The sequence below is a fragment of the Mycolicibacterium lutetiense genome (genome assembly GCF_017876775.1).
GTDB classification, from domain to species: Bacteria; Actinomycetota; Actinomycetes; order Mycobacteriales; family Mycobacteriaceae; genus Mycobacterium; species Mycobacterium lutetiense.
In genome coordinates, this window is sequence record NZ_JAGIOP010000002.1 from 3,525,715 (window position 1) to 3,546,687 (window position 20,973).

Genomic DNA, 20,973 nt, shown 5'->3' on the forward strand with positions numbered 1-20,973 from the left:
CTCAGGCGTCGGCCCTAGACATCCTTGACCGGTTCGATGCCCAGGTCGCGATAGGTGACCAGTGCCGCGAACGGGACCCCACGCTTGGCGAATCGTCCGGTCGCGATGTCGCCGCGGTCGACCATCGGGATGACGCCGGTGACGACGGCGCCGACGGCAGTGACCCGCTCGTAGGCGATCTCGGTGGATCCGCCGGTGCTGATCACGTCGTCGACCAGCAGTACGCGGGTGCCGGGCTCGATCCGGGTGCCCTCGATCCACTGCTCGCGGCCGCGTGACTTCTGTTCCTTGCGTACCGAGAACCAGGCCTTGCCGGTCACCATCGCCACCCCGTGGGCCAGCGGGTCGGCGCCCATGGTGAGCCCGCCGACGGCGTCGAACTCGATACCGCTCGCGACGGCCAGATCGGCGACAGCGCGACTGACGATGGCCATCCGCTCGCCCGTGTCGATGGCGAACTTGCCGTCGATGTAGTCGTGGCTCAGCTGTCCGCTGGCCAGCCGGAACGGTTCCTCACGGCGTTCGTAGCCGCGGGTGCGGATCAGGTCGAAGGCGGCTTGCCAGGTCTCCGGGCGCTCAGGCATACCCGCGATCGTATTGCACGGCCCGGCGGGTTTCAGCCCTGGCCGGCGCGGTGCGCCGATCAAGCCTGAGCGCGCCGGGCCAACTCGACGGTGGCCGCGCGCAACTCGTCGTACGAGCCGATCGGTGCGGCATAGCCGACGCGGGTGTAGGCCATCCCGCGTTCGGTGGTGACCCGTAGATCCAGGCCGTAGCGGTCGGCGCCGGTGCACACCGCCGCGGTGGTGTCGGGGTAGCCGCCGAGGGCACGGGCCATCTCGGCCAGCGAATCGGCGTGGCCGGCGTTGAGGTGTTCGATCGCACCGGCGGCGTGCGGAGCGACGGGGTCGGGTTGGGCGGCGGCATAGGCCTCGCCGGTGGTGGAGTCCATCCGGCCGTATCCGCCGACCCAGCGCACGCGTCGTACCCGCAGCACCCAGAGCGAGAAGTCGCTGAAATCGATGTAGTAGCGGGCGGCGGCAACCCCGTCCAGGTGGGCCTGGCGGGCCGCGGCGAGCTCCTCGCCGGTGGGCCGCTCGGCGATCCCGGCCAGCGTGATGCGAGTGCCGGCCAACGGATCGGACCCGGCGTCGGGGGCGACGACGGAGATGCTGGCCCGGGGGTCGCCGGCGAGGTTGCGGCCGTGTTCGGCCATGTTCGACACGCACAGCACCGGTGCGCCGGCCAGGAGTCCGTAGGTGACGAAGGACGCCCACGGGTCGCCGTCGGCGGTGAGCGAGGCCAACGTCCCCGCGTTCGTCGACGCGGCGACGGTGCGGGCTTCCTCGGCCGCAGACGGACGTGCCCCCTCGACTACCTCCGTCAATGGGGGAGGAACCGAAGGGGCATCACCGGGGTCGCCATGATCGCGTGTCACGCAGCGACCCTACCGCCGGCTATCCGCCGAGCGCGGCGATGAGGTCCTTGATCTGAGCGGTCTCGGCCTCGGTTGCGGGCTCCTCGGCCTCGACGGCCTCGATGAGGTCCTTACGCAGGCCGACGCCGTTTGCGGCTTCCTCGGTGGACAGCTTCGCGTTGCCGCGCGCAACGTACAGACGCTGACCGAGCGTGGCGTCGGGGCCCGCGGACGCCGTCGTCATCAACTCGTCGTAGCGGTGCCGTACGCCGCTGAGCGCGATGATGACCGACGGGGTGACCCGGCTGCGGCCCGCTGCCTCCGACAGCGACGTCTGCAGCTTGCGAAGACCGCTGAGGACGACCGCGGCGCGGTCGGCGTACTCCGGGTCGCCGGTCGGCGGTAGTGCGTCGATTGCGGCCATGTACATGTGCATCGCCGCGTCGGACAGACCAACGATTACTGGTGCTTCACCGTCATTTGGTGCGGACTCACCCACAGGCCATCCCTCGTCGAGTGTGATCGCCGGCCCATAGCCGACGAGGAGATCAAATGCGGGAGAAACGTAACCCGTCGCCGTCTCTTATTCAACCGTTAGTTTTTCCGCAAACACCGGCCCGACGGCGAATCACGTTGCTGCAGGGTCAATTCGGTCCGCGCGGTCGCCAGGAGGTGTCGAGTACCGCCCGAGTGGGTACGTTGGGATGCTGATGGACAACGTTGCGGACGAACACGGCGTGGTCGAACATCCGGCCGCTGAGGACTTCGGCCATGCCAGAACGCTGCCCACCGATCGCGACTGGTTCAAGCGGGCGGTGTTCTATGAGGTGCTGGTGCGGGCGTTCTACGATTCGAATGCCGACGGTATCGGCGATCTGCGGGGGCTGACCCAACAACTCGACTACCTGAAGTGGCTGGGTGTGGACTGCCTCTGGTTGCCCCCGTTCTACGATTCGCCGCTGCGTGACGGCGGCTACGACATCCGCGACTTCTACAAGGTGCTACCCGAGTTCGGCACCGTGGAGGATTTCGTCACGCTGTTGGACGGGGCACATCGACGTGGCATTCGGGTCATCACCGACCTGGTGATGAACCACACCTCCGATTCCCACGCGTGGTTCCAGGAGTCGCGCCACCACCCCGACGGTCCCTACGGCGACTTCTACGTCTGGAGCGATACCAGCGATAAGTACGCCGACGCGCGCGTCATCTTCGTCGACACCGAGGAGTCGAACTGGACCTTCGACCCGGTGCGTCGTCAGTTCTACTGGCACCGGTTCTTCTCCCACCAGCCCGATCTGAACTACGACAACCCGGCCGTCCAGGAAGCGATGATCGACGTCCTGCGGTTCTGGCTGGATCTCGGTATCGACGGATTCCGGCTGGACGCGGTGCCCTACCTCTTCGAGCGCGAAGGCACCAACTGCGAGAACCTGCCCGAGACGCACGCCTTCCTCAAGCGCTGCCGCAAGGTGGTCGACGACGAGTTCCCCGGCCGGGTGCTGCTGGCCGAGGCCAATCAATGGCCCGCCGACGTGGTCGAGTACTTCGGCGATCCGGCCACCGGCGGCGACGAATGCCACATGGCTTTCCATTTCCCGTTGATGCCGCGGATCTTCATGGCGGTGCGGCGCGAGTCGAGGTTCCCGATCTCGGAGATCCTGGCCCAGACCCCGGCGATCCCGGACACCGCGCACTGGGCGATCTTCCTGCGCAATCACGACGAGCTGACCCTGGAGATGGTCACCGACGACGAGCGTGACTACATGTACGCCGAATACGCCAAGGATCCGCGGATGAAGGCCAACGTCGGTATCCGCCGGCGGCTGGCTCCGCTGCTGGAGAACGACCGCAACCAGATCGAGCTGTTCACCGCGCTGCTGCTGTCCCTGCCCGGATCGCCGATGCTCTACTACGGCGACGAGATCGGCATGGGCGACATCATCTGGCTCGGCGACCGCGACAGCGTGCGCACCCCGATGCAGTGGACGCCGGACCGCAACACCGGGTTCTCCACCGCCAACCCGGGCCGGCTCTACCTGCCGCCCAATCAGGACGCGGTCTACGGGTATCAGTCGGTGAATGTCGAAGCCCAACGGGACAGTTCGACATCGCTGCTGAACTGGACCCGCAGCATGCTGGCCGTGCGTGGCCGCCACGACGCGTTCGCGCTCGGCACGTTCCGCGAGCTCGGTGGCTCCAACCCGTCGGTGCTGGCTTATGTCCGCCAGATCGAGAGCGATGGCGATGCGGTGCTGTGCGTGAACAACCTGTCGCGGTTCCCGCAGCCCATCGAACTGAATCTGCAAGAGTGGAGCGGATATACGCCCATCGAGATGTCCGGCTACGTCGAGTTTCCCAGTATCGGTCAGCTGCCGTACCTGCTGACCCTTCCCGGACACGGGTTCTACTGGTTTGAACTGCGTGGGCCCGAGCGGGATCCGGAGGTGCCGCAATGAACCTCGACTTCGGTGACTGGCTGAGTCAGCAGCGCTGGTACGGCGGTCGCGGCCGCGAGTTATCCTCCGTTACACCAGGTCTGGTGTGTGAGTTGGGCGAGGATCTGGACCTGGTGCTGCTGCAGGTGTCCTATGTCGACGGGACCACCGAGCGCTATCAGGTGCTGGTGAAGTGGGATGCCGAACCGATCGAGGAGTACAGCTCGGTGGCCACCATCGGCAGCGATGCGGGGCGGACCGGCTATGACGCCCTCTACGACCAGGACGCCGCGCGATACCTGCTGGAGATGGTCGACCGTTCGGCGATGGTGGGGATGCTGAGGTGCACCAAAGAGCCGGGGGTCACCCTGCCGCTGGACGCGCTGGCCCGGGTTTCGGCAGCCGAGCAGAGCAACACCAGCGTGGTGTTCGGTCAGGACGCCGTGCTCAAGGTGTTCCGTCGGATCACTCCGGGGATCAATCCCGATATCGAGCTCAACCGCGTGCTGGCCCGGGCCGGCAACCCGCACGTGGCCAGGCTGCTCGGGGCGATCGATATCGACTGGGACGGTGAGCCTTTCGCGCTGGCGATGGTGACCGAATTCGCCGCCAACTCGGCCGAGGGCTGGGATATGGCCACCGCCAGCACCCGCGATCTGTTCGCCGAGGGCGATCTGTACGCCGACGAGGTGGGCGGTGACTTCGCCGCGGAGTCCTACCGGTTGGGGGAAGCGGTGGCCTCGGTGCATGCCTGCCTGGCCGAGCAGCTCGGCACCGAATCGGTACCGTTCCCGGCCGAGGCCATGTCGGCTCGGCTGGCTACCGCAGCAGAGGCGGTACCTCAACTGCGCGAGCATGTCTCGCTGATCGAGGACCGCTACCGCAAACTGGCCGACGAGCAGGTGAAGGTGCAGCGGGTACACGGCGACCTGCACCTGGGGCAGGTGCTGCGCACCCCGGAACACTGGCTGCTGATCGACTTCGAAGGCGAGCCCGGCCAGCCACTGGAGCTGCGGCGCACCGCCGACTCCCCGCTGCGCGACGTCGCGGGCATGCTGAGGTCCTTCGACTACGCGGCGTATGCCCGACTGGTGGACCTGGCCATCGATGATGACCAGGCGCGGCAGTTGTCTGCCCGGGCCCGGGAGTGGGCCGACCGCAACAGCACGGCGTTCTGCGACGGCTACGCCGCGGTGTCCGGTAGCGATCCACGCGAGCACGCCGCCCTGTTGGCGGCCTACGAGCTGGACAAGGCGGTGTACGAGGCCGCCTACGAGGTCCGGTTCCGGCCGAGCTGGTTGCCCGTACCGCTGGGATCGGTGACTCGCCTGATCGGCTGATATCTTCATTAGCATGCCTAATCAGCCCGCGCGTCGATCGGCGTCCGGTGGGCTGCTGATCGCGGTCCTTGCTGCAGCGGGCATCAGCGTCTCGCTCATGCAGACCCTGATCATCCCGTTGATCCCGCAACTGCCCGCACTGCTCGGCACCAGCGCGGCCAACGCGTCATGGGCGATCACCGCCACCCTGCTGACCGGTGCCGTCGCCACACCGATGCTGGGCCGCCTCGGGGATATGTACGGCCCCAAATGGATTCTCGTGTTGTGCGCGGCACTGCTGTTCGTCGGCTCGGTGATCGCGGCCCTGACGACCTCACTGATACCGCTGATCATCGGACGTGGTCTCCAGGGATTCGGCGCCCCGGTGATCCCGCTGGGCATCAGCGTGCTGCGTGCCGCCCTGCCGCCGGAGCGGGTGGCCTCGGCCATGGGGTTGATGAGTGCGTCATTGGGCGTCGGCGGCGCGCTGGGCCTGCCGCTGTCGGCGGTGATCGCCGAACAGTTCAACTGGCACGCCCTGTTCTGGTGTGCGGCCGCGCTCGGCCTGGCCTCGGGACTCCTGTTCGTCCTGCTGGTGCCGGACCTCGAACCGGTGTCCGTCGACCACCGTTTCGACCCGATCGGCGCCGTCACACTCGGCGCCGGCCTGCTGCTGCTGTTGCTGCCGATCTCCAAGGGCTCCATGTGGGGCTGGACCAGTGCCCCCACGTTGGGGATGCTGGCTGCCGCGGTGGCAACGTTCGGGGTGTTCACCTGGTGGCAGTACCGGGTGCCCTCGCCGATCGTGGACATGCGAACCACATTGAAACGGCCTGTGCTGCTGACGAACCTGGCCTCCATCGCGGTGGGATTCGGCATGTTTGCGCTGTCGCTGGTGGGCCCCCAGCTGCTGGAGATGCCCCGCGAAACCGGGTTCGGTCTGGGCCAGAGCATGATCGCCACCGGCTTGTGGATGGCGCCCGGCGGCCTGGCGATGATGGCGGCGGCTCCGGTCGCGGCCCGGGTGGTGTCCTCGCGCGGCCCGAAGATCGTGCTGGTGATCGGCTGCGCGATCATCGCCGTGGGTTACCTGGCCGGCACCCTGATGCTCGGCAGCCCCGTCGGCCTGTTGGTGCTCGGCCTGATCGTCAGCTTCGGCGTCGGATTCGCCTTCGCAGCGCTGCCCGCCCTGATCAACGCGGCGGTACCGGTGTCGGAAACCGCGTCGGCCAACAGCATCAACTCACTGGCCCGCTCGCTGGGCACCTCGACGTCGAGTGCGGTCATGACCGCGGTGCTGGCCCAGATGAGCATCACGTTCGCCGGGCAGGCGCTGCCGTCGCTGGATGGGTTCCGCACCGCGCTACTGATTGCGGCGGCCGCAGCCGCCGGTGCCGCACTCATCGCCATGGCGATTCCGAAAGGGCCCCGACCGGTTGCACCGGACGAGGCCCTCTCGAAGGAATACCGCTCAGAGCGTGACGATCTCGTAGCTGTCGAGCTGGCCGACCAGCGTCCGTAGCTGATCGGCGGACGTGCCCAGGGTGTGCTCGATCGCGGTCAGCCGCGCGGCGTAGTGCCCGATCGGATACTCCGCGGTGACACCGATACCGCCGTGCAACTGGATCGACTCCTGCGAGATGTGCCGGCCCGAGCGGCCGATCTGCAGTTTGGCCCGCGCCGCGATCACCGGGTCGAGCTCGCCGTCGGCGATGGACATCGCGGCGTACGTGCCCATGCTCTGCGCCAGCTCGAGCGACATGTACATGTCGGCGGCGCGCTGGGTCAGCGTCTGGAACTTGCTGAGCGTGACCCCGAACTGCTTGCGGGCCTTGAGATAATCGGCGGTCAGCCGCAGGGACTCATCCATTGCTCCGACCGCCTCGGCGCACAAGCCTGCCGAGATCCGGACCAGGGCATGGGCGATCGCCTCGGCCGCATCGGCGGCTTCGCCGAGCGGTTCGGCCGGAGTGGAATCCAGATCGATCTGGGCGCCGCGTTGTCCGTCGAACGTGCGGTAGCCCTGGCGCGTGACGTTCGCCGCGTCGACCAGGAACAGCCCGGTGCCGCCATCCGGCAGGACCGCGCTGACGATCAAGGTGTCGGCGACGTCACCGGCCAGCACCGGGTTCTTGGTGCCGCTCAGCGTCCACCCATCCCCGCTGCGCGTCGCGGCGGTCGTCACGCCTGCCGATCCCCGCACGCCCGGTTCAGAGTGGGCGAAGGCCAGAATCCGTTCGCCGGAGGCGACTTCGTCGAGAAGTGCACGCTGAGCGTCGGTACCGACCTCGGCGATGATTGCGCCGGGACCGATGGCGCCGTGCAGCACGGGCTCGGGAGCCAAACGGCGCCCGATCTCGTTCAGCACCACCATGATCTCGATCTGGCCACCAGAGTCCTCATCGAAACCCAGTCCCAGCACCCCGACCTCGGCGAGCTGGCCCCAAACTGTGCGGTCGAACCCGGGTTCGGTCGCTACCGTCTTGTTGCGTTTTTCGGTGTCATAGCCCGACAGCAGATCACGAGTGGTGTCGGCCAGCAGGTTCTGTTCGTCGGTCAGCTGAAAGTCCATGGCTCAACTCACAATCCGAGAATGGTGGAAGCGATGATGGTGCGCTGCACCTCGTTGCTACCGCCGTAGATCGACGTCTTGCGGTAGTTGAGGTAGTGCGGGGCGGCGTGCTGTGCCCAGTCCGGTGAGGCGATGTCGCCGGCCTCGTAGGGAAGGGCATCTGCGCCGGCCACCTCGACCAGCAGTTCGGTGGCGGTCTGCTGCAGCTGGCTGCCGCGTAGTTTGAGCACCGATGAGGCCGGACTGGGCTTGCCGTCGGCCGAATCGGAGGTCACCCGCATCTGCGTGAGTTCCAGTGCCAGCACGTCGTTCTCGGCCTCGGCCAGTCGCGCGGCGAACAGCGGATCGGCCAGCAGGCCGTTGGCCGCGGCACGTTCCTTGACCTCAGCGAGGCGCACCTTGGTGCGGGCCACCTGGGCGATTCCGGTGCGCTCGTTGCCGAGCAGGAACTTCGCATAGGTCCAGCCCTGGTTCTCCTCGCCGACGAGCTGGTCGGCGGGGACCCGGACGTCCTCGAAGAACACCTCATTGACCTCGACGCTGCCGTCGATCAGCTTGATCGGGCGCAGCGTGATGCCGGGGGTGTTCATGTCCATCAACAGGAAAGAGATACCCGCCTGCTTCTTGGGCGCCTGCGGGTCGGTGCGGACCAGGCAGAAGATCCAGTCGGCATACTGGCCGAGTGTGGTCCAGGTCTTCTGACCGTTGACCACGTAGCTGTCCCCGTCGCGGATCGCGGTGGTGCGCAGCGACGCGAGGTCCGAGCCGGCCTCCGGCTCGGAAAACCCTTGGCACCACCAGATGTCCAGCGCCGCGGTGGGCGGAAGGAAGCGTTCCTTGATCTCCTGGGAACCGAATTCGGCGATCACCGGGCCGACCATCCTGGCGTTGAAGGTCAGCGGCTCGGGGACGCTGGCCAACTGCATCTCGTCGAGCCAGATCTGCATCTGATTGGGCGTCCAGTCCTTGCCGCCCCATTCGACGGGCCAGTTGGGGACGGCCAGGCCGTGTTCGTGCAGGATTTTGTGCGCGGTGATGATGCCCTCGTTGCCGATCGGCAATCCCAGCCGGTTCTGTTCGCGAAGCTCGGCGGGAATTTTCGTCGTGTAGAAGGTGCGCAGCTCATCGCGGAAAGCTGCTTCCTCCGGTGTGAGCGCCAGTTGCATGACCGTCTCCCTGTAGGTGGATCTGACTGCACACTAAACCACCCGGTTGGTTGGGGGCGCCAGAGTCTGTCCAACGGGGTGGTTCAGCACCCGAAACCGTCGCCTGTGGCATGGGTCGACGACGGTGGAAACATGGCCGGCAGGTGAACGCCGAATGAAAGGATGATCGCTGGGCGCGGAAGGCCCGCGGCAGACCCGCTGAGACGCCGCAACCGTGGCCGCAGGGTAGTTGCCGCCGCTCTTCGGCTCGTACCCCCCAGCCCGCCCGGCCGGTGACATCGAACAGCGTTCAACGTCTACTAGGCGGCCACGGCTGCTACCCGTTCAAGTTACCAGATTTCCTGGTTGGGACAGGGAGATCTGGACGAAGAGCAACGCTTTGAATTGACGCTCAATCTGATTCGGCCTGCAGCACCAGGACGGCGCGCGCGTCCACCAGAACGGTGTTGCCGGCCGGGACGGTGTCGCGCACGGAGTTTGCCGAGGTGCTGATCGCCGGAACCCAGCGGGCACCGAATTCTGCCGGTGGTAACGCGAACTCGATCGGCTCATAGTGCGCGTTGAAACACAGCAGGAATGAGTCGTCGACGACGCGCTGACCCCGGACATCCGGGTCGGCGATGCCCTGCCCGTTCAGGTATACGGCCACCGACTTGGCGTACCCGGTCTCCCAGTCCTCGGCGGTCATGTCGGAGCCGTCGGGTGCGAACCAGGCGATGTCGGGCAATCCGGCTGTGCCCGCCTCGCGTACCGCCCGGCCGTCGAAGAACCGGCGACGGCGGAACACCGGATGCGCGGCGCGCAGGGCCGACACCGACCGGGTGAACTCGATCAGGTCGAGATCGGCTGTGGCCCAGTCGATCCAGGAGAAGTCGTTGTCCTGGCAGTAGACATTGTTGTTCCCGCGCTGGGTGCGGCCCAACTCATCGCCGTGCGAGAGCATCGGAACACCCTGGGAGAGCAGTAGCGTGGCCAGGAAGTTCCGCTGCTGACGGGCGCGCAGGGTGTTGACCGCAGGATCGTCGGACGGACCTTCGGCGCCGCAGTTCCACGACTTGTTGTTGCTCTCCCCGTCGCGGTTGTCCTCGCCGTTGGCCTGATTGTGTTTCTCGTTGTAGGACACCAGGTCACGCAGTGTGAAGCCGTCGTGCGCGGTGACGAAGTTGATCGAGGCGAAGGGTCGCCGGCCGGTCTGCTCGTACAGATCGGCCGAACCGGTAAGCCGGTAGGCGAACTCGTCCAGGGTGGCCGGCTCGCCGCGCCAATAGTCGCGCACGGTGTCGCGGAACTTCCCGTTCCACTCGGTCCATTGCGGCGGGAAGTTACCCACCTGGTAGCCGCCGGGCCCGACGTCCCACGGCTCGGCGATCAGCTTGACCTGGCTGACGATCGGATCCTGTTGCACCAGCTCGAAGAACGCACTCAGCCGGTCCACGTCGTAGAACTCGCGGGCCAGCGTGGCGGCCAGGTCGAAGCGGAACCCGTCGACGTGCATCTCGGTGACCCAGTAGCGCAACGAGTCCATGATCAGCTGCAACGAGTGGGGATGGCCGACGTTGAGACTGTTGCCGGTCCCGGTGTAGTCCATGTAATACCGCTTGTCGTCGTCGACCAGCCGGTAGTAGGCGGCATTGTCGATACCGCGCATCGACAGCGTCGGCCCCAGGTGGTTGCCCTCGGCCGTGTGGTTGTAGACGACGTCGAGGATCACTTCGATGTCGTTGGCATGCAGCTCGCGCACCATGGCCTTGAATTCCTGGACGTGGCCGCCGGGGGTGGCGGCCGAACTGTAGCGCGGGTCGGGTGCCAGGAACCCGATCGTGTTGTAGCCCCAGTAGTTCGACAAGCCCTCTTTGACGAGTGTGGAATCGTCCACGAAGTGGTGCACGGGCATCAGCTCGATGGCATTGACCCGCAGCGCTTTCAGATGCTCGACGATCACCGGGTGCGCGACCGCCGCATAGGTGCCGCGTAGCTGCTCAGGAATGTCCGGGTGGGTCTGGGTGAGGCCCTTGACGTGCGCTTCGTAGATGACGGTGTCGGCGTATTCGTGACTGGGCGGGTGGTCAACGCCCCAATCGAAATAGGGGTTGATCACCACGGCTTTCGGCATGCCGGCCGCCGAATCGTCGTCGTTGCGGCTGTGCGGATCGTCGAAGTTGTAGGAGAACAGCGGCTGACCCCAGTTGAAGTCACCTTCGATCGCCTTGGCGTAGGGGTCGAGCACAAGCTTGTTCGGGTTGCAGCGATGCCCCGACGCCGGATCGTAGGGGCCGTGCACCCGGTAGCCGTAGCGCTGGCCGGGCTCGATCCCTGGAATGAAACCGTGCCAGACGAATCCGTCGACCTCGGGAAGCGTCACCCGCGTCTCGTGCAGTGCCCCGGACTCGTCGGTATCGAACAGACACAGTTCGACCCGGTCGGCGACCTCGCTGAACAACGCGAAATTGGTACCCGAGCCGTCATAGGTCGCGCCGAGCGGGTAAGCCTTGCCCCGCCACGCTTCCACAGTCACAAGTCGACCTTACGGCGCCCGGGGGACTGCGGTCGGGCGAACGAGCGGCGGTACGTTACCTCTGTGGCCAGTCGCCCTGATCTACCCGAGTACCGGACGGTGCGGGTCGCCGTGGATGGCTCGGTCGCGGTCGTCACGCTGGACCGTCCGCAGCAGCGCAACGCTTTCGGCGGTGGGATGCGCGAGGAGCTGGCCGACGCCTATCTGCGTTGCGGCGCCGACGATGCGATCCGGGTGATCGTGCTGACCGGCACACCGCCGGCGTTCTGCGCAGGTGCGGATCTCGGCGCGGGGGAGCAGACCTTCACCGAACCGGGGCAGGAGTTCAGCGCCGCCGGCCTGGCGGTACCGGCCTGGACCCTGGATAAGCCGGTGATCGCGGCCGTCAACGGACACGCGATCGGCATCGGCCTGACCCTCGCATTGCAGTGCGACATCCGATTCTTCGCCGCCGATGCCCGGTACGGTGTGGTGCAGGCCCGGCGTGGCATGGTCGGCGACGCCTACTCGCACTGGGTGCTTCCGCGACTGGTGGGCCTGGCCAACGCCGCCGAGATCCTGTTGACCGGAGCCACATTCGACGGCCGCCGCGCAGTCGAACTCGGCCTGGGCAGCCGGGTACTCCCGGCCGGGCAGGTGCTGCCCGCGGCTCTGGAACTCGCACACGACATCGCGGTCAACACCGCGCCGATGTCGGTCGCGGCCAGCAAGCGGCTGCTGTGGGATTCCTATGACCTCGACCGCGCGGGAGTCGGAGCCCGGGAGACCCAGATACACCTGCAGTTGATGGCACACGACGACGCGCGCGAGGGCGTGCGCGCCTACGTCGAGCGTCGGGATCCGCGCTGGACAGGCCGACCCGTCGACCCCACTAGGTGATTTCGACTCCGGCGGAACGCAATTCGGCCAAGGCCGCAGCGCAGCTCTCCGGCGCGATCCCGGCCGTCAGGCCGGTGAGTACGCGGGTGTGCAGCCCTGCCTTCACCGCGTCGGCGGCGGTGGCCGCGACGCAGTAGTCGGTGGCGATGCCCACCACGTCGACCGCTTCGACGCCGCGCTCGGCCAGCCAGTCCGCCAGCGTCGTCCCGGAAGCGTCGACCCCTTCGAACCCGCTGTAGGCCGCCGAATGGTGGCCCTTCTCGAACACTGCCGCCAGCGTGGTCGCATCGAGATCGGGGTGGAACGCCGCGCCAGGGGTATCGGCCACGCAGTGCCGCGGCCACGACGTCCGGTAATCGGGGACATCGGAGAAATGCTCACCCGGATCGATGTGGAAATCCTTGGTGGCCACCACGTAGTCGTAGCCGTGGTCGGTGGCCAGCAGTGCGGTGATATCCCGCGCCACGGCAGCACCACCGGCGACCGCCAGCGAACCACCCTCGCAGAAATCGTTCTGCACGTCGGCGACGATGAGTGCCCGGGTCTGCCTCGGCGTCATGTTTCCGACGCTACCCGCCGAACAGCAGGTACAGCCCGGTGAAGGTATAGCCGACCATCACCAGCATCGTCGCCAGTTGGCCGGTCAGCTGATGTCGCTTCGGCAGAAGACGCAGGGCCCGGTCGTGGGCCGCGATCACCCCGGCTACGTGACCGGCGAGCACGAAACCGACCTTGAGGGTGGCCAATAGCGTCGGATGAGCGGACAGGAAGTAGCTGACCTGCACGTCGTGGAGCCCCAACAGCAGGATCACCGTCTGCTGGCCGCGCTCGACGAGATAGGACAGGTAGTGCGCGAACACGTAGCCGATGACGATCGGGATCAGTGAATGCGCCATCAGCCCCGGCAATTCGCGGCGCAGCCGGCGGTCGACCCCACCGGTGGTGCGGGTGGCCGCCCAGAACGTGACCGCCACCGTCGTGGCGAACACCAGCAGACCCGCGGTCCGGATCAGACTGGAGCCCAGCGACGATCCTGAATGCGCGTCGACGAAGTTCCGCCACTGCGGCATCGCCGAGAAGCTGTCGAACGCGGTGGATCCCAGCAGCACCGCCAGTAGAGCGACCAGTCCCGGCCGCACCGTCAGCGACGGCAGGTGATCGAACGGATTGCCCAGCACGAACCGGCCGTCGTGGCGGCGCACCGGGGAGACCTTCGATGTGACCGTGCTGTACACCTCGAACGGGTCGGCGCTCTCCAGCCAGCGCTGCCCGCAGCACAATGCCCCGGCGAGCGTCACCGCCAGGTAGACCAACAGCCAGTTGCGAATCGCCACGATCGATCCCGGGTCCGGGCTGGCCAACTCCAGCCATACGAAGGCGAACAACCCCGCGGCGGCAGGCCAGTAGCCGAGCCGCTCGGGGTAGTGCCACCGGGCCGCGACGGGCACGAAGCGGTACAGCGTCCGGACCGGAGAGATGAGCCGCCACACCGGGCCCAACAGCACCGAGGCCGCGACCAACCCCACCCACAGCAGGACGTAGAAGACCCCCGGCAGCGGATTGGTGCCCGCCGGCCGGGCAAACCCGGTGTACGCCACCCAGCCGGCGAGGGCGAGTGCGAACAGACCCACGGTCCACCGGGTCACCGGGGAGTCCACCGCGACCGTCACCCAGGACGGCAGCGGCAGGCCTGGTTTGTCCGGATCGAACCGGGGCCGACGCCAGGCCAGCGCCACCACCGCGAACGTGAACGTCAACGTCCATGCCGCACCGATCAGCGCATACGTATAGGGAATCGGGAGGTCGGTCGAACCGCCCAGACCGTGGGCCAGTACCGCGGTCGCCCGGGGCGTCACTGCTGCACTTGCACGCTGGCGATCGTGCGGTTCAGGTGGTGCAGCTCGATGTCGACGGTGCCGGGCACATCGACGGCGAACTGGAACTGCTGGCCGTTACGCGCCTCGATCTTGAAGCTGTGCTCGGGATTTGAGTGCACGTGCAACTCGTCGGCGGCGTCGCTGTTCACCCGGACCACGATCGGCTCGCCGACCTTGCCACGCACCCGTTCGTTGGTCGGGGTTACCTCACCGCCCTTGATGGTGACGTCGATCAGCAGCCGGGCGGGCGCCTGCTGCTCGTTGGTCATGTCCGACGGGTTCACGGTGGTAACCGAGGGAGTGGCCGAACCGGCTGAGCCGTCGGTCTTCTCGGACTCCCCGGAGCCGCTACAACCGGCGGTCACCAGGGCGAGGGCGGACGCCAGGACGATGACACTGCTTCTGAGGTTGATCACGGTGAACCATCTTCGCCTGAGGGCTCGTCGCTGTCCTCGCCGCGGCGCCTGTCCCGCATGGCCACGTACACCACGACGCCGACCACGACCAAGGCCGGAGCGAAGGCCGGCAACGCCAGCAGCAACGTGTGGTCGGCCTGATACGTCATGTGCGCCCGGCGGGTTCACGGCCCGCGGCCAGCTCCCTGGCGTTGATCCGGCCCGCACCCCAGGTCAGCCCGGCGATCAGGATCAGCGTGCACACCAGCACCACCAGCGAAGCCACGTTGTACAGCCAGGACGGGTGATCGAGGTTGCGTTCACGCTGCAGAATCTCGATCTCCTGTACGAACTCTCGGCTGCTTGAGCTCAGCGCCGGAGTCTCGGTGGCACCGATGCCCGGATCAGCGGGCAGGAAGATCGGTACACCGGCCATGGTGGTTCCGTCCTGTACGCGCAGCAGGGTCTTCCATTTCCCGGACACCGGGATGGGTTGCGTCGAGCGGTAATGGCCAGGACCGACCTTCTCCAACCGGTCGATCATCAGGCTACGATCGTTCGCCAGGCCACCCTGCCACGCCAGGATCGACACCCACTCGGGGTTGTCGCTGACCAGGTCGGCCGGGGTGATCTGGACATCGGCAGAAGCCATGCGTTGCCCGTTCTGGGCCGGCAGATCCGTCAAAGTGATGGTGGCACTGGCATTTTGCGGAGCCTCGGTGCGCAGCCCGTTGGCCACGGCGCCACCGATCACCAGGACGGTGGCCACCACGATGGAGATTCCCACCGCGGGCCGGGGCAGCGGCTGCCCCGTGAGTACCAGGGCCAGCAGTGCGCCGCACAGGCCCATCGCGACGGCGACCGGGATCGCCATGCCCAGCGCTTCACCCCACATGCTGGTCGGCCAGGGGTAGTGGTAGACCGCGCCGATCCACAACGATTCGAGCCAGAGCCCGACGGTGGCCACACCGAGCCCGCCCACAGCGCCGAACAGGATGGGGCGCTTCACAAGTGGGGTCAGGGCCAGCAGTTCCACCACCAGTGCCGGGCCCAGGTAGAGCGCGAACCAACTGATCGGGCCGCCGAGTACCGGGCCGACGACGAAGGCCACGGCTCCGCGCAGTGCGATCGCGAATGCGGCGGCGATCAGCGCGGCGCCCGGGCCGAGGACCAGGCGCGCCGCGACCGCGGCGAAGGCCGCCGCGGCGGCGATCATCATCGGCTGCAGCACCAGACGGAACTGCTCGACGCCAAAGTCGTATTCGATCTGGAATACCGACAGGCCGATGAACAAGCCGCCGAAGGACAGGAAGTAGAGGAACTTGTTGAACTTGCTGTCCTCGGCCACGCCGTCCGGGCCCATGGCCACCCGGCCCTCATGTTCGAGCAGCAGCACGGCGATCAGTGACAAACCCGCACCGCCGATGAGCATCAAATGGGTTGGGCCCCAAAGGGTGACGTCCTGACCGAAGATCCGGTGCCAGATGTCGTCGAGCGGGAAACCGATCAGCGCGTACAGGCCGCATAGCGCCATCAGCACACCACCCACCGGGGCGTACCAGGTGCGGGTGATCCGGATGGCGGCCGGGCCGGGCTTGTCGTAGGGCAGCACGATGGCCATCGACCCGGCGATGAACAGCAGGAACAGGCCGATCAGGATGAAGTAGTGCGCGGGGTTGGCCAGCGGACCCGCGTCGCGCCCCTTGCCGATGTGCAGGCTGACGTCCCAGATGAAGCCGAACAGCGCGCAGATGATGGTCGCGGTGAACAGGAACACCTGCAGCGCCACCCACGGCGGCCGGTGGAACTTGCGGCCCAGCCATTCGGCGAAGTTGTTCAGCCACGTGATGCGTCGGTTGCGATGTAGGTAGCCGATCCACAGCAGGGCGACGGTGACGATCAGGGCGACCACCGACATCCCGATCACCTGATCGAGTGCGGCACCGCCGCCTTCTGTGCCGGCGGCCGCGGTGAGCGTGACATCCGTTGAGCCCATCATGACCTCCGGTCAACCGACTGTGGTGTCGGTGACTGATGTTGCCAGAACTGGGCTGCTCCAAACAGATGTTCCGTCAGCTCCACGGTGTGACAGGACGATCCCTCGGCTCGCCGTCGACGAACACGTCGACCCGCTCGTCGAAGAAGCAGACGCGGTCGCCGACCGGCACCGCGTCGGTCAGCGGTTCGTGATAGGCCCAGGCCAGATCGGCTGGTCCACCGGGTATGGAGTAGTACGTGGCCCGCCCCTTGTATGCGCAGTATGTGACGGTGTTGCTGACGTCGAGCGGGGTGGTGACGTCTGCGCGGGGCAGGTAGTAGCGGGTGGGCAGCCCGGTCTCGAATAACAGCATGGGATCGCAGGATTCGGCCAGCACCCGTCCGTCGAGTTCGATGCGGATGCGGCGTCGGCTGCGCCGGATGTCGATCCGGTGGAACGGGTCGTGCGGGTGCGCGACGATCGGCTCGTCCTCCTCGCGCCATTCGAAGGTGGAGAAATCCAGGATCAGGTAGCCGGCCAGATCCGCGTCGTCGGGCTGAAAGGCTGCGGCCGCACCGGTTTCCTCACCGGCGATGACGTCGAACGCCGTGCCCGGACAGGTGTGCGCGGTGAACGGGACTGACGGATCGAGGAAGCCGGGGATCTCGTCATCCCCGACATCCCCGCCGGCCGGAACAAGTTGTGCGGTCAACGCCGAACGCGGCACCGCGTACGTCGGGACCACCCGCCGCGGCTCCCAGATCAGGACCGCCTCACCGGTGTCGGCGACCGGCTCGCCACCCAGGCAGATCCGGATTCGTTTGGCAGTGGGCTGGTATCGCAGGGCGTCCAGCTTGCTGCCCAGCAGTTCATCCATTTTCACTGCCATCCGGTCATTATCGACTCAGATGGCAGCGGCTGTCTGCTACTTGACGTCGACGTACACCGTGCGGGTGGTGACGGCGCTCAGCGTGTCGGTACGGCTGAAGTTCGGACCCGGCCGAACGGCGACGACGGACGCCTGATCCAGTGGTTGCGATCCGAGCCGGTTGACGATCACCGTGTAACCCTGCGATTGCAGCTCCTTGATGGTTTGCTGGGCATTGCTGGGGCCGTTGGGTGCGGCTGCTACCGGTCCTGCCAGGCCGATGGCCACCGCGGCGACGCCGCCGATCACGGCGACGATGATCCGAGACTTTCCAATTCTGGTCCGCACGGGACTGCCCTCGATTCCGATCTTCGCTACGCTTCCAGATACCCGGTGAAACCGGCAGCTCAGGCGCTTTAGTTCCGATGGCAGAAATTGATCGATCAAATGACCGGATCTGTGTGAAGGCAGCGAAATTGGCCGCCCTACGGCTGCGGCAGCGCGACGGGGTCACCTGTGGCCCGACAGTCGCGGTGGTGGCCGGTGCCATGCTCGATCACGTATACCGCGCGGAGTTGCTGCGCCCCGATGGCGATACCTGGTTCGCCGCGGAGCAGGGTCGAATTCACGCTGCCGTCAACAGGATTTGGCCCCGGCGGCTGGGGACCACGCCCGCGGGGATGGCCCGCGCACTGACCGACCACAGTGCGAAACGTGGAGTGACCTACCGATGGCGGCGCTTCCGCGGCTCCCGCGATGCGTTGTCGGATGTGCGTCGTGCTGTCACGGACGGCTGGCCGGTGCCGATGCTGATCGGCGAGCGCGGCATCCCACGGCACTGGGTGCTGATCGTCGGCGCGGGCCGGGATGCTCTGGAGTGCTACGAACCGTCGTCGGGCGACGTGCTGCCGATCGACATCGCGGCGGTGCGCGGTGCGCGGTTGACCGGGCTGGGATTCCCACGGCCCTTCGCGTTTGTCCTACCGTCGAAGCATGGCCCGGAAATACGCGACCGCTGACCGAGTGGGCATCGACGAACTCCTGGATTTCATGCGCCCCAGGCACCACATGGTGCTGACCACGTTCCGGGCCGACGGCTCGCTGCAGACGTCACCGGTGACCGGCGGGGTGGATGAGCAGGGGCGCATCGTGATCGCGAGCTACCCGCAGCGGGCCAAGGCCGCCAACCTCCGGCGCACGCCCCGGGCCAGCGTGATCGTGCTGTCCGAGGAGTTCAACGGACCGTACGTGCAGATCGACGGTGACGCCGAGGTAATCGGATTGCCGGATGCGGTGGAGCCGCTGGTCGACTACTTCCGCGCGGTCGCCGGTGAACACCCCGACTGGGATGAGTACCGGCAGGCGATGGTGGACCAGGGCAAGTGCCTGATCCGGATTACCCCCACGCGCTGGGGACCCGTTGCCACGGGTGGCTTCCCTCCGGCCTGAGCGCCGGCCGACGCGTTGCGTTGGATAGCAGGTCAAACTATAGTCTGGACACATGTCCAGAGGGTTCGGAGTCGACGCGTGAGCGTGTATTCCCAGCTCAGCACGATTCCGGCCGTCGGGTGATCTGATTATGCGTATCGCGTTGCTGTCTTATCGGAGCAAGACCCACTGCGGTGGCCAGGGTGTCTACGTGCGTTATCTGAGCCGCGGGCTGGCCGAACTCGGTCATCACGTCGAGGTGTTCTCCGGTCAGCCGTATCCCGAGGGACTGGATCCGCGGGTCACGCTGACCAAGGTGCCGAGCCTCGACCTCTACCGCGAACCGGACCCGTTCCGCGTGCCGAGGCCGAGCGAGATCCGCGACCATATCGACGCCCTGGAACTGGGCACGATGTGGAGCGCCGGGTTCCCCGAGCCCCGGACGTTCACGATGCGGGTGGCCCGGATCCTGGCGGCGCGCCGCGACGAGTTCGACGTGGTGCACGACAACCAGAGCCTGGGCTCGGCGCTGTTGAAGATCGCCCGCCTCGGCCTGCCGGTCGTCGCGACCGTGCACCACCCGATCACCCGCGACCGGGTGGTCGAGGTCGCCGCCGCCAAGTGGTGGCGCAAGCCGCTGGTGCGGCGCTGGTACGGGTTTGCCGAGATGCAGAAGAAGGTGGCCCGCAAGATCCCCGAATTGCTCACGGTGTCGTCGTCCTCGGCTGCCGACATCGCCGAGGACTTCGGGGTGACACCGAATCAGCTGCACATCGTGCCGCTGGGGGTGGACACCGAACTGTTCAAGCCTGCCGAGCACCGGGTGCGCGGGCGCATCATCGCGATCGCGAGCGCCGACGTCCCCCTCAAGGGGGTCAGCCATCTGTTGCATGCCGTGGCCCGGCTGCGGGTGGCCCGCGACCTCGACGTGCAGTTGGTGTCGAAGCTCGAACCGAACGGGCCGACCGAGAAACTCATTGCCGAGCTCGGCATTTCCGACATCGTGCACAGCTCCAGCGGATTGAGCGATGAGGAACTCGCCGCGCTGCTGGCCTCCGCCGAGGTGGCCTGCATCCCGTCGCTGTACGAGGGCTTCTCCCTGCCCGCCGTGGAAGCCATGGCCAGTGGGACCCCCATCGTGGCCAGTCGCGCGGGTGCACTGCCCGAGGTGGTCGGCGACGACGGGGCCTGCGCCCGGTTGGTGCGTCCGGCCGACGTCGACGAGCTGACCACCGTGCTCGGCGAACTGCTCGACTCGCCGTCGGAGCGTCACAGGCTCGGCGCCGCGGGGCGCCAGCGCGCACTCGAGGTCTTCAGTTGGGAATCGGTTGCCGCACAGACGGTATCGGTGTACGAGATGGCCCGTGAGCGGGTAGCGAAGAAGGTGACGTCATGCTGACCGTCGATTTCGACCGACTCGGTGTCGGACCGGGCACCACGGTGATCGACGTCGGCTGCGGCGCGGGCCGGCACACGTTCGAGGCGTACCGGCGCGGAGCGTCTGTCGTCGGCTTCGACCAGAGTGCGTCCGACCTCAACGACGTCGACACGATGCTGCAGGCCATGCGGGAAGAGGGCGAGGTCCCGCTGTCGGCCAAGGGCGAGGCCGTCAAAGGCGACGCGCTTGACCTCCCGTATCCCGACGCCAGCTTCGACTGCGTCATCGCTTCGGAGATCCTGGAGCACGTCCCGCAGGACGAGCGCGCCATCGCCGAACTGGTACGCATTCTCAAGCCGGGTGGCTCGCTGGCCATTACGGTGCCGCGCTGGCTTCCGGAAAAGGTCTGCTGGCTACTGTCCGACGAGTACCACGCCAACGAGGGCGGGCACATCCGCATCTACAAGGCCGACGAATTGCGCGACAAGGTCCTTGCGCACGGGCTCACGCTCACCCATACGCACCATGAGCACGCACTGCACGCGCCGTACTGGTGGCTCAAATGTCTTGTCGGCACCGAGAAGAACGACCACCCGGCGGTCAAGGCCTATCACCAGATTCTGGTGTGGGACATGATGGGCCGGCCCTGGCTGACCCGCACTGCCGAGTCGCTGCTGAACCCGGTGATCGGCAAGAGCGTCGCGCTCTATTTCCGCAAGCCGGAATTCGGCGGGTAGGCGCAC

General features: G+C 66.8%; 21 protein-coding genes. 8 read left to right on the forward strand and 13 right to left on the reverse strand.

Annotated elements, in window-relative coordinates:
* Positions 1 to 14 precede the first annotated feature (14 nt).
* Genes pyrE through JOF57_RS26275 form a run of 3 tightly spaced genes read right to left on the reverse strand, consistent with a single transcriptional unit; the run spans position 15 to position 1,847 of the window.
* Positions 15 to 584, reverse strand: coding sequence for an orotate phosphoribosyltransferase (gene pyrE / locus JOF57_RS26265; protein ID WP_209921984.1), 570 nt, complete (start codon positions 582 to 584; stop codon positions 15 to 17).
* 59 nt (positions 585 to 643) lie between these two features.
* A complete protein-coding gene (locus JOF57_RS26270; protein ID WP_209921986.1) occupies positions 644 to 1,438 on the reverse strand; it encodes a HugZ family pyridoxamine 5'-phosphate oxidase in 795 nt (264 codons plus the stop codon).
* 19 nt (positions 1,439 to 1,457) lie between these two features.
* Positions 1,458 to 1,847, reverse strand: a complete 390-nt coding sequence (locus JOF57_RS26275) for a hypothetical protein (protein WP_209923750.1) — start codon at positions 1,845 to 1,847, stop codon at positions 1,458 to 1,460.
* A 280-nt stretch (positions 1,848 to 2,127) separates the two neighbouring features.
* On the opposite strand from JOF57_RS26275, the gene treS reads away from it, so the two are divergent.
* Genes treS through JOF57_RS26290 form a run of 3 tightly spaced genes read left to right on the forward strand, consistent with a single transcriptional unit; the run spans position 2,128 to position 6,696 of the window.
* Entirely contained in the window at positions 2,128 to 3,876 is a 1,749-nt protein-coding gene (gene treS / locus JOF57_RS26280; RefSeq protein ID WP_209921988.1) for a maltose alpha-D-glucosyltransferase, read from the forward strand.
* Positions 3,873 to 5,195: a maltokinase N-terminal cap-like domain-containing protein gene (locus JOF57_RS26285; RefSeq protein WP_209921990.1), complete on the forward strand. Its 1,323-nt coding sequence runs from the start codon at positions 3,873 to 3,875 to the stop codon at positions 5,193 to 5,195. Before treS ends, JOF57_RS26285 begins: the two co-directional genes overlap by 4 nt.
* A gap of 13 nt (positions 5,196 to 5,208) precedes the next feature.
* A complete protein-coding gene (locus JOF57_RS26290) occupies positions 5,209 to 6,696 on the forward strand; it encodes an MFS transporter (protein WP_209921992.1) in 1,488 nt (495 codons plus the stop codon).
* Here JOF57_RS26290 and JOF57_RS26295 read toward each other — a convergent pair.
* The 3 genes from JOF57_RS26295 to glgX all read right to left on the reverse strand — a co-directional run bounded on the left by JOF57_RS26295 (position 6,646) and on the right by glgX (position 11,421).
* Complete coding sequence (locus JOF57_RS26295) at positions 6,646 to 7,746, reverse strand: acyl-CoA dehydrogenase family protein (protein WP_209921994.1); 1,101 nt, start codon at positions 7,744 to 7,746, stop codon at positions 6,646 to 6,648. The genes JOF57_RS26290 and JOF57_RS26295 overlap by 51 nt on opposite strands.
* 8 nt (positions 7,747 to 7,754) lie before the next feature.
* Positions 7,755 to 8,912: an acyl-CoA dehydrogenase family protein gene (locus JOF57_RS26300; protein WP_209921996.1), complete on the reverse strand. Its 1,158-nt coding sequence runs from the start codon at positions 8,910 to 8,912 to the stop codon at positions 7,755 to 7,757.
* 391 nt (positions 8,913 to 9,303) lie between these two features.
* Positions 9,304 to 11,421, reverse strand: a complete 2,118-nt coding sequence (gene glgX / locus JOF57_RS26305; RefSeq protein WP_209923751.1) for a glycogen debranching protein GlgX — start codon at positions 11,419 to 11,421, stop codon at positions 9,304 to 9,306.
* Positions 11,422 to 11,490: 69 nt separating this feature from the next.
* Between glgX and JOF57_RS26310 the strand changes: the two genes are divergently transcribed.
* A complete protein-coding gene (locus JOF57_RS26310; RefSeq protein ID WP_209921998.1) occupies positions 11,491 to 12,306 on the forward strand; it encodes an enoyl-CoA hydratase/isomerase family protein in 816 nt (271 codons plus the stop codon).
* On the opposite strand, the gene JOF57_RS26315 is transcribed toward JOF57_RS26310, so the two are convergent.
* The 7 genes from JOF57_RS26315 to JOF57_RS26345 all read right to left on the reverse strand — a co-directional run bounded on the left by JOF57_RS26315 (position 12,299) and on the right by JOF57_RS26345 (position 17,772).
* Positions 12,299 to 12,865: an isochorismatase family protein gene (locus tag JOF57_RS26315; RefSeq protein ID WP_209921999.1), complete on the reverse strand. Its 567-nt coding sequence runs from the start codon at positions 12,863 to 12,865 to the stop codon at positions 12,299 to 12,301. The genes JOF57_RS26310 and JOF57_RS26315 overlap by 8 nt on opposite strands.
* Positions 12,866 to 12,875: 10 nt before the next feature.
* Entirely contained in the window at positions 12,876 to 14,162 is a 1,287-nt protein-coding gene (locus JOF57_RS26320) for a hypothetical protein (RefSeq protein WP_209922001.1), read from the reverse strand.
* The gene (locus JOF57_RS26325; RefSeq protein ID WP_209922004.1) at positions 14,159 to 14,599 is read right to left on the reverse strand and encodes a hypothetical protein; all 441 of its coding nucleotides are present in this window, start codon (positions 14,597 to 14,599) and stop codon (positions 14,159 to 14,161) included. Before JOF57_RS26325 ends, JOF57_RS26320 begins: the two co-directional genes overlap by 4 nt.
* A complete protein-coding gene (locus JOF57_RS26330) occupies positions 14,596 to 14,748 on the reverse strand; it encodes a hypothetical protein (protein ID WP_209922006.1) in 153 nt (50 codons plus the stop codon). Before JOF57_RS26330 ends, JOF57_RS26325 begins: the two co-directional genes overlap by 4 nt.
* Positions 14,745 to 16,574 carry a hypothetical protein gene (locus JOF57_RS26335; RefSeq protein WP_209922008.1) on the reverse strand — a complete coding sequence of 610 codons (1,830 nt, stop codon included), beginning with the start codon at positions 16,572 to 16,574 and terminating at the stop codon, positions 14,745 to 14,747. The genes JOF57_RS26330 and JOF57_RS26335 overlap by 4 nt, the downstream gene beginning before the upstream one ends.
* A gap of 76 nt (positions 16,575 to 16,650) precedes the next feature.
* A complete protein-coding gene (locus JOF57_RS26340; protein WP_209922009.1) occupies positions 16,651 to 17,445 on the reverse strand; it encodes a DUF427 domain-containing protein in 795 nt (264 codons plus the stop codon).
* A 36-nt stretch (positions 17,446 to 17,481) separates the two neighbouring features.
* On the reverse strand, positions 17,482 to 17,772 hold the full coding sequence (locus JOF57_RS26345; protein WP_307870107.1) for a hypothetical protein: 291 nt from the start codon (positions 17,770 to 17,772) through the stop codon (positions 17,482 to 17,484).
* 113 nt (positions 17,773 to 17,885) lie between these two features.
* Here JOF57_RS26345 and JOF57_RS26350 point away from each other — a divergent pair, with 113 nt between their 5' ends.
* The 4 genes from JOF57_RS26350 to JOF57_RS26365 all read left to right on the forward strand — a co-directional run bounded on the left by JOF57_RS26350 (position 17,886) and on the right by JOF57_RS26365 (position 20,967).
* The gene (locus tag JOF57_RS26350; protein ID WP_209922011.1) at positions 17,886 to 18,443 is read left to right on the forward strand and encodes a hypothetical protein; all 558 of its coding nucleotides are present in this window, start codon (positions 17,886 to 17,888) and stop codon (positions 18,441 to 18,443) included.
* Positions 18,418 to 18,873: a PPOX class F420-dependent oxidoreductase gene (locus JOF57_RS26355; protein WP_209922013.1), complete on the forward strand. Its 456-nt coding sequence runs from the start codon at positions 18,418 to 18,420 to the stop codon at positions 18,871 to 18,873. The genes JOF57_RS26350 and JOF57_RS26355 overlap by 26 nt, the downstream gene beginning before the upstream one ends.
* A 130-nt stretch (positions 18,874 to 19,003) precedes the next feature.
* Positions 19,004 to 20,251 (forward strand): MMP alpha-(1->4)-mannosyltransferase, encoded by a 1,248-nt coding sequence (locus JOF57_RS26360; RefSeq protein ID WP_209922014.1) that lies wholly within the window; start codon positions 19,004 to 19,006, stop codon positions 20,249 to 20,251.
* A complete protein-coding gene (locus tag JOF57_RS26365; RefSeq protein WP_209922017.1) occupies positions 20,245 to 20,967 on the forward strand; it encodes a class I SAM-dependent methyltransferase in 723 nt (240 codons plus the stop codon). Before JOF57_RS26360 ends, JOF57_RS26365 begins: the two co-directional genes overlap by 7 nt.
* Positions 20,968 to 20,973: the final 6 nt, after the last annotated feature.

Coding starts and splice junctions, on each gene's coding strand:
- JOF57_RS26360 (WP_209922014.1), top strand. CDS start 19,004: ATGCGTATCGCGTTGCTGTCTTATCGGAGCAAGACCCACTGCGGTGGC.
- JOF57_RS26330 (WP_209922006.1), bottom strand. CDS start 14,748: ATGACGTATCAGGCCGACCACACGTTGCTGCTGGCGTTGCCGGCCTTC.
- JOF57_RS26290 (WP_209921992.1), top strand. CDS start 5,209: ATGCCTAATCAGCCCGCGCGTCGATCGGCGTCCGGTGGGCTGCTGATC.
- JOF57_RS26340 (WP_209922009.1), bottom strand. CDS start 17,445: ATGGCAGTGAAAATGGATGAACTGCTGGGCAGCAAGCTGGACGCCCTG.
- JOF57_RS26275 (WP_209923750.1), bottom strand. CDS start 1,847: ATGTACATGGCCGCAATCGACGCACTACCGCCGACCGGCGACCCGGAG.
- treS (WP_209921988.1), top strand. CDS start 2,128: ATGGACAACGTTGCGGACGAACACGGCGTGGTCGAACATCCGGCCGCT.
- JOF57_RS26335 (WP_209922008.1), bottom strand. CDS start 16,574: ATGGGCTCAACGGATGTCACGCTCACCGCGGCCGCCGGCACAGAAGGC.
- JOF57_RS26295 (WP_209921994.1), bottom strand. CDS start 7,746: ATGGACTTTCAGCTGACCGACGAACAGAACCTGCTGGCCGACACCACT.
- JOF57_RS26300 (WP_209921996.1), bottom strand. CDS start 8,912: ATGCAACTGGCGCTCACACCGGAGGAAGCAGCTTTCCGCGATGAGCTG.
- pyrE (WP_209921984.1), bottom strand. CDS start 584: ATGCCTGAGCGCCCGGAGACCTGGCAAGCCGCCTTCGACCTGATCCGC.
- JOF57_RS26355 (WP_209922013.1), top strand. CDS start 18,418: ATGGCCCGGAAATACGCGACCGCTGACCGAGTGGGCATCGACGAACTC.
- JOF57_RS26315 (WP_209921999.1), bottom strand. CDS start 12,865: ATGACGCCGAGGCAGACCCGGGCACTCATCGTCGCCGACGTGCAGAAC.
- JOF57_RS26285 (WP_209921990.1), top strand. CDS start 3,873: ATGAACCTCGACTTCGGTGACTGGCTGAGTCAGCAGCGCTGGTACGGC.
- JOF57_RS26365 (WP_209922017.1), top strand. CDS start 20,245: ATGCTGACCGTCGATTTCGACCGACTCGGTGTCGGACCGGGCACCACG.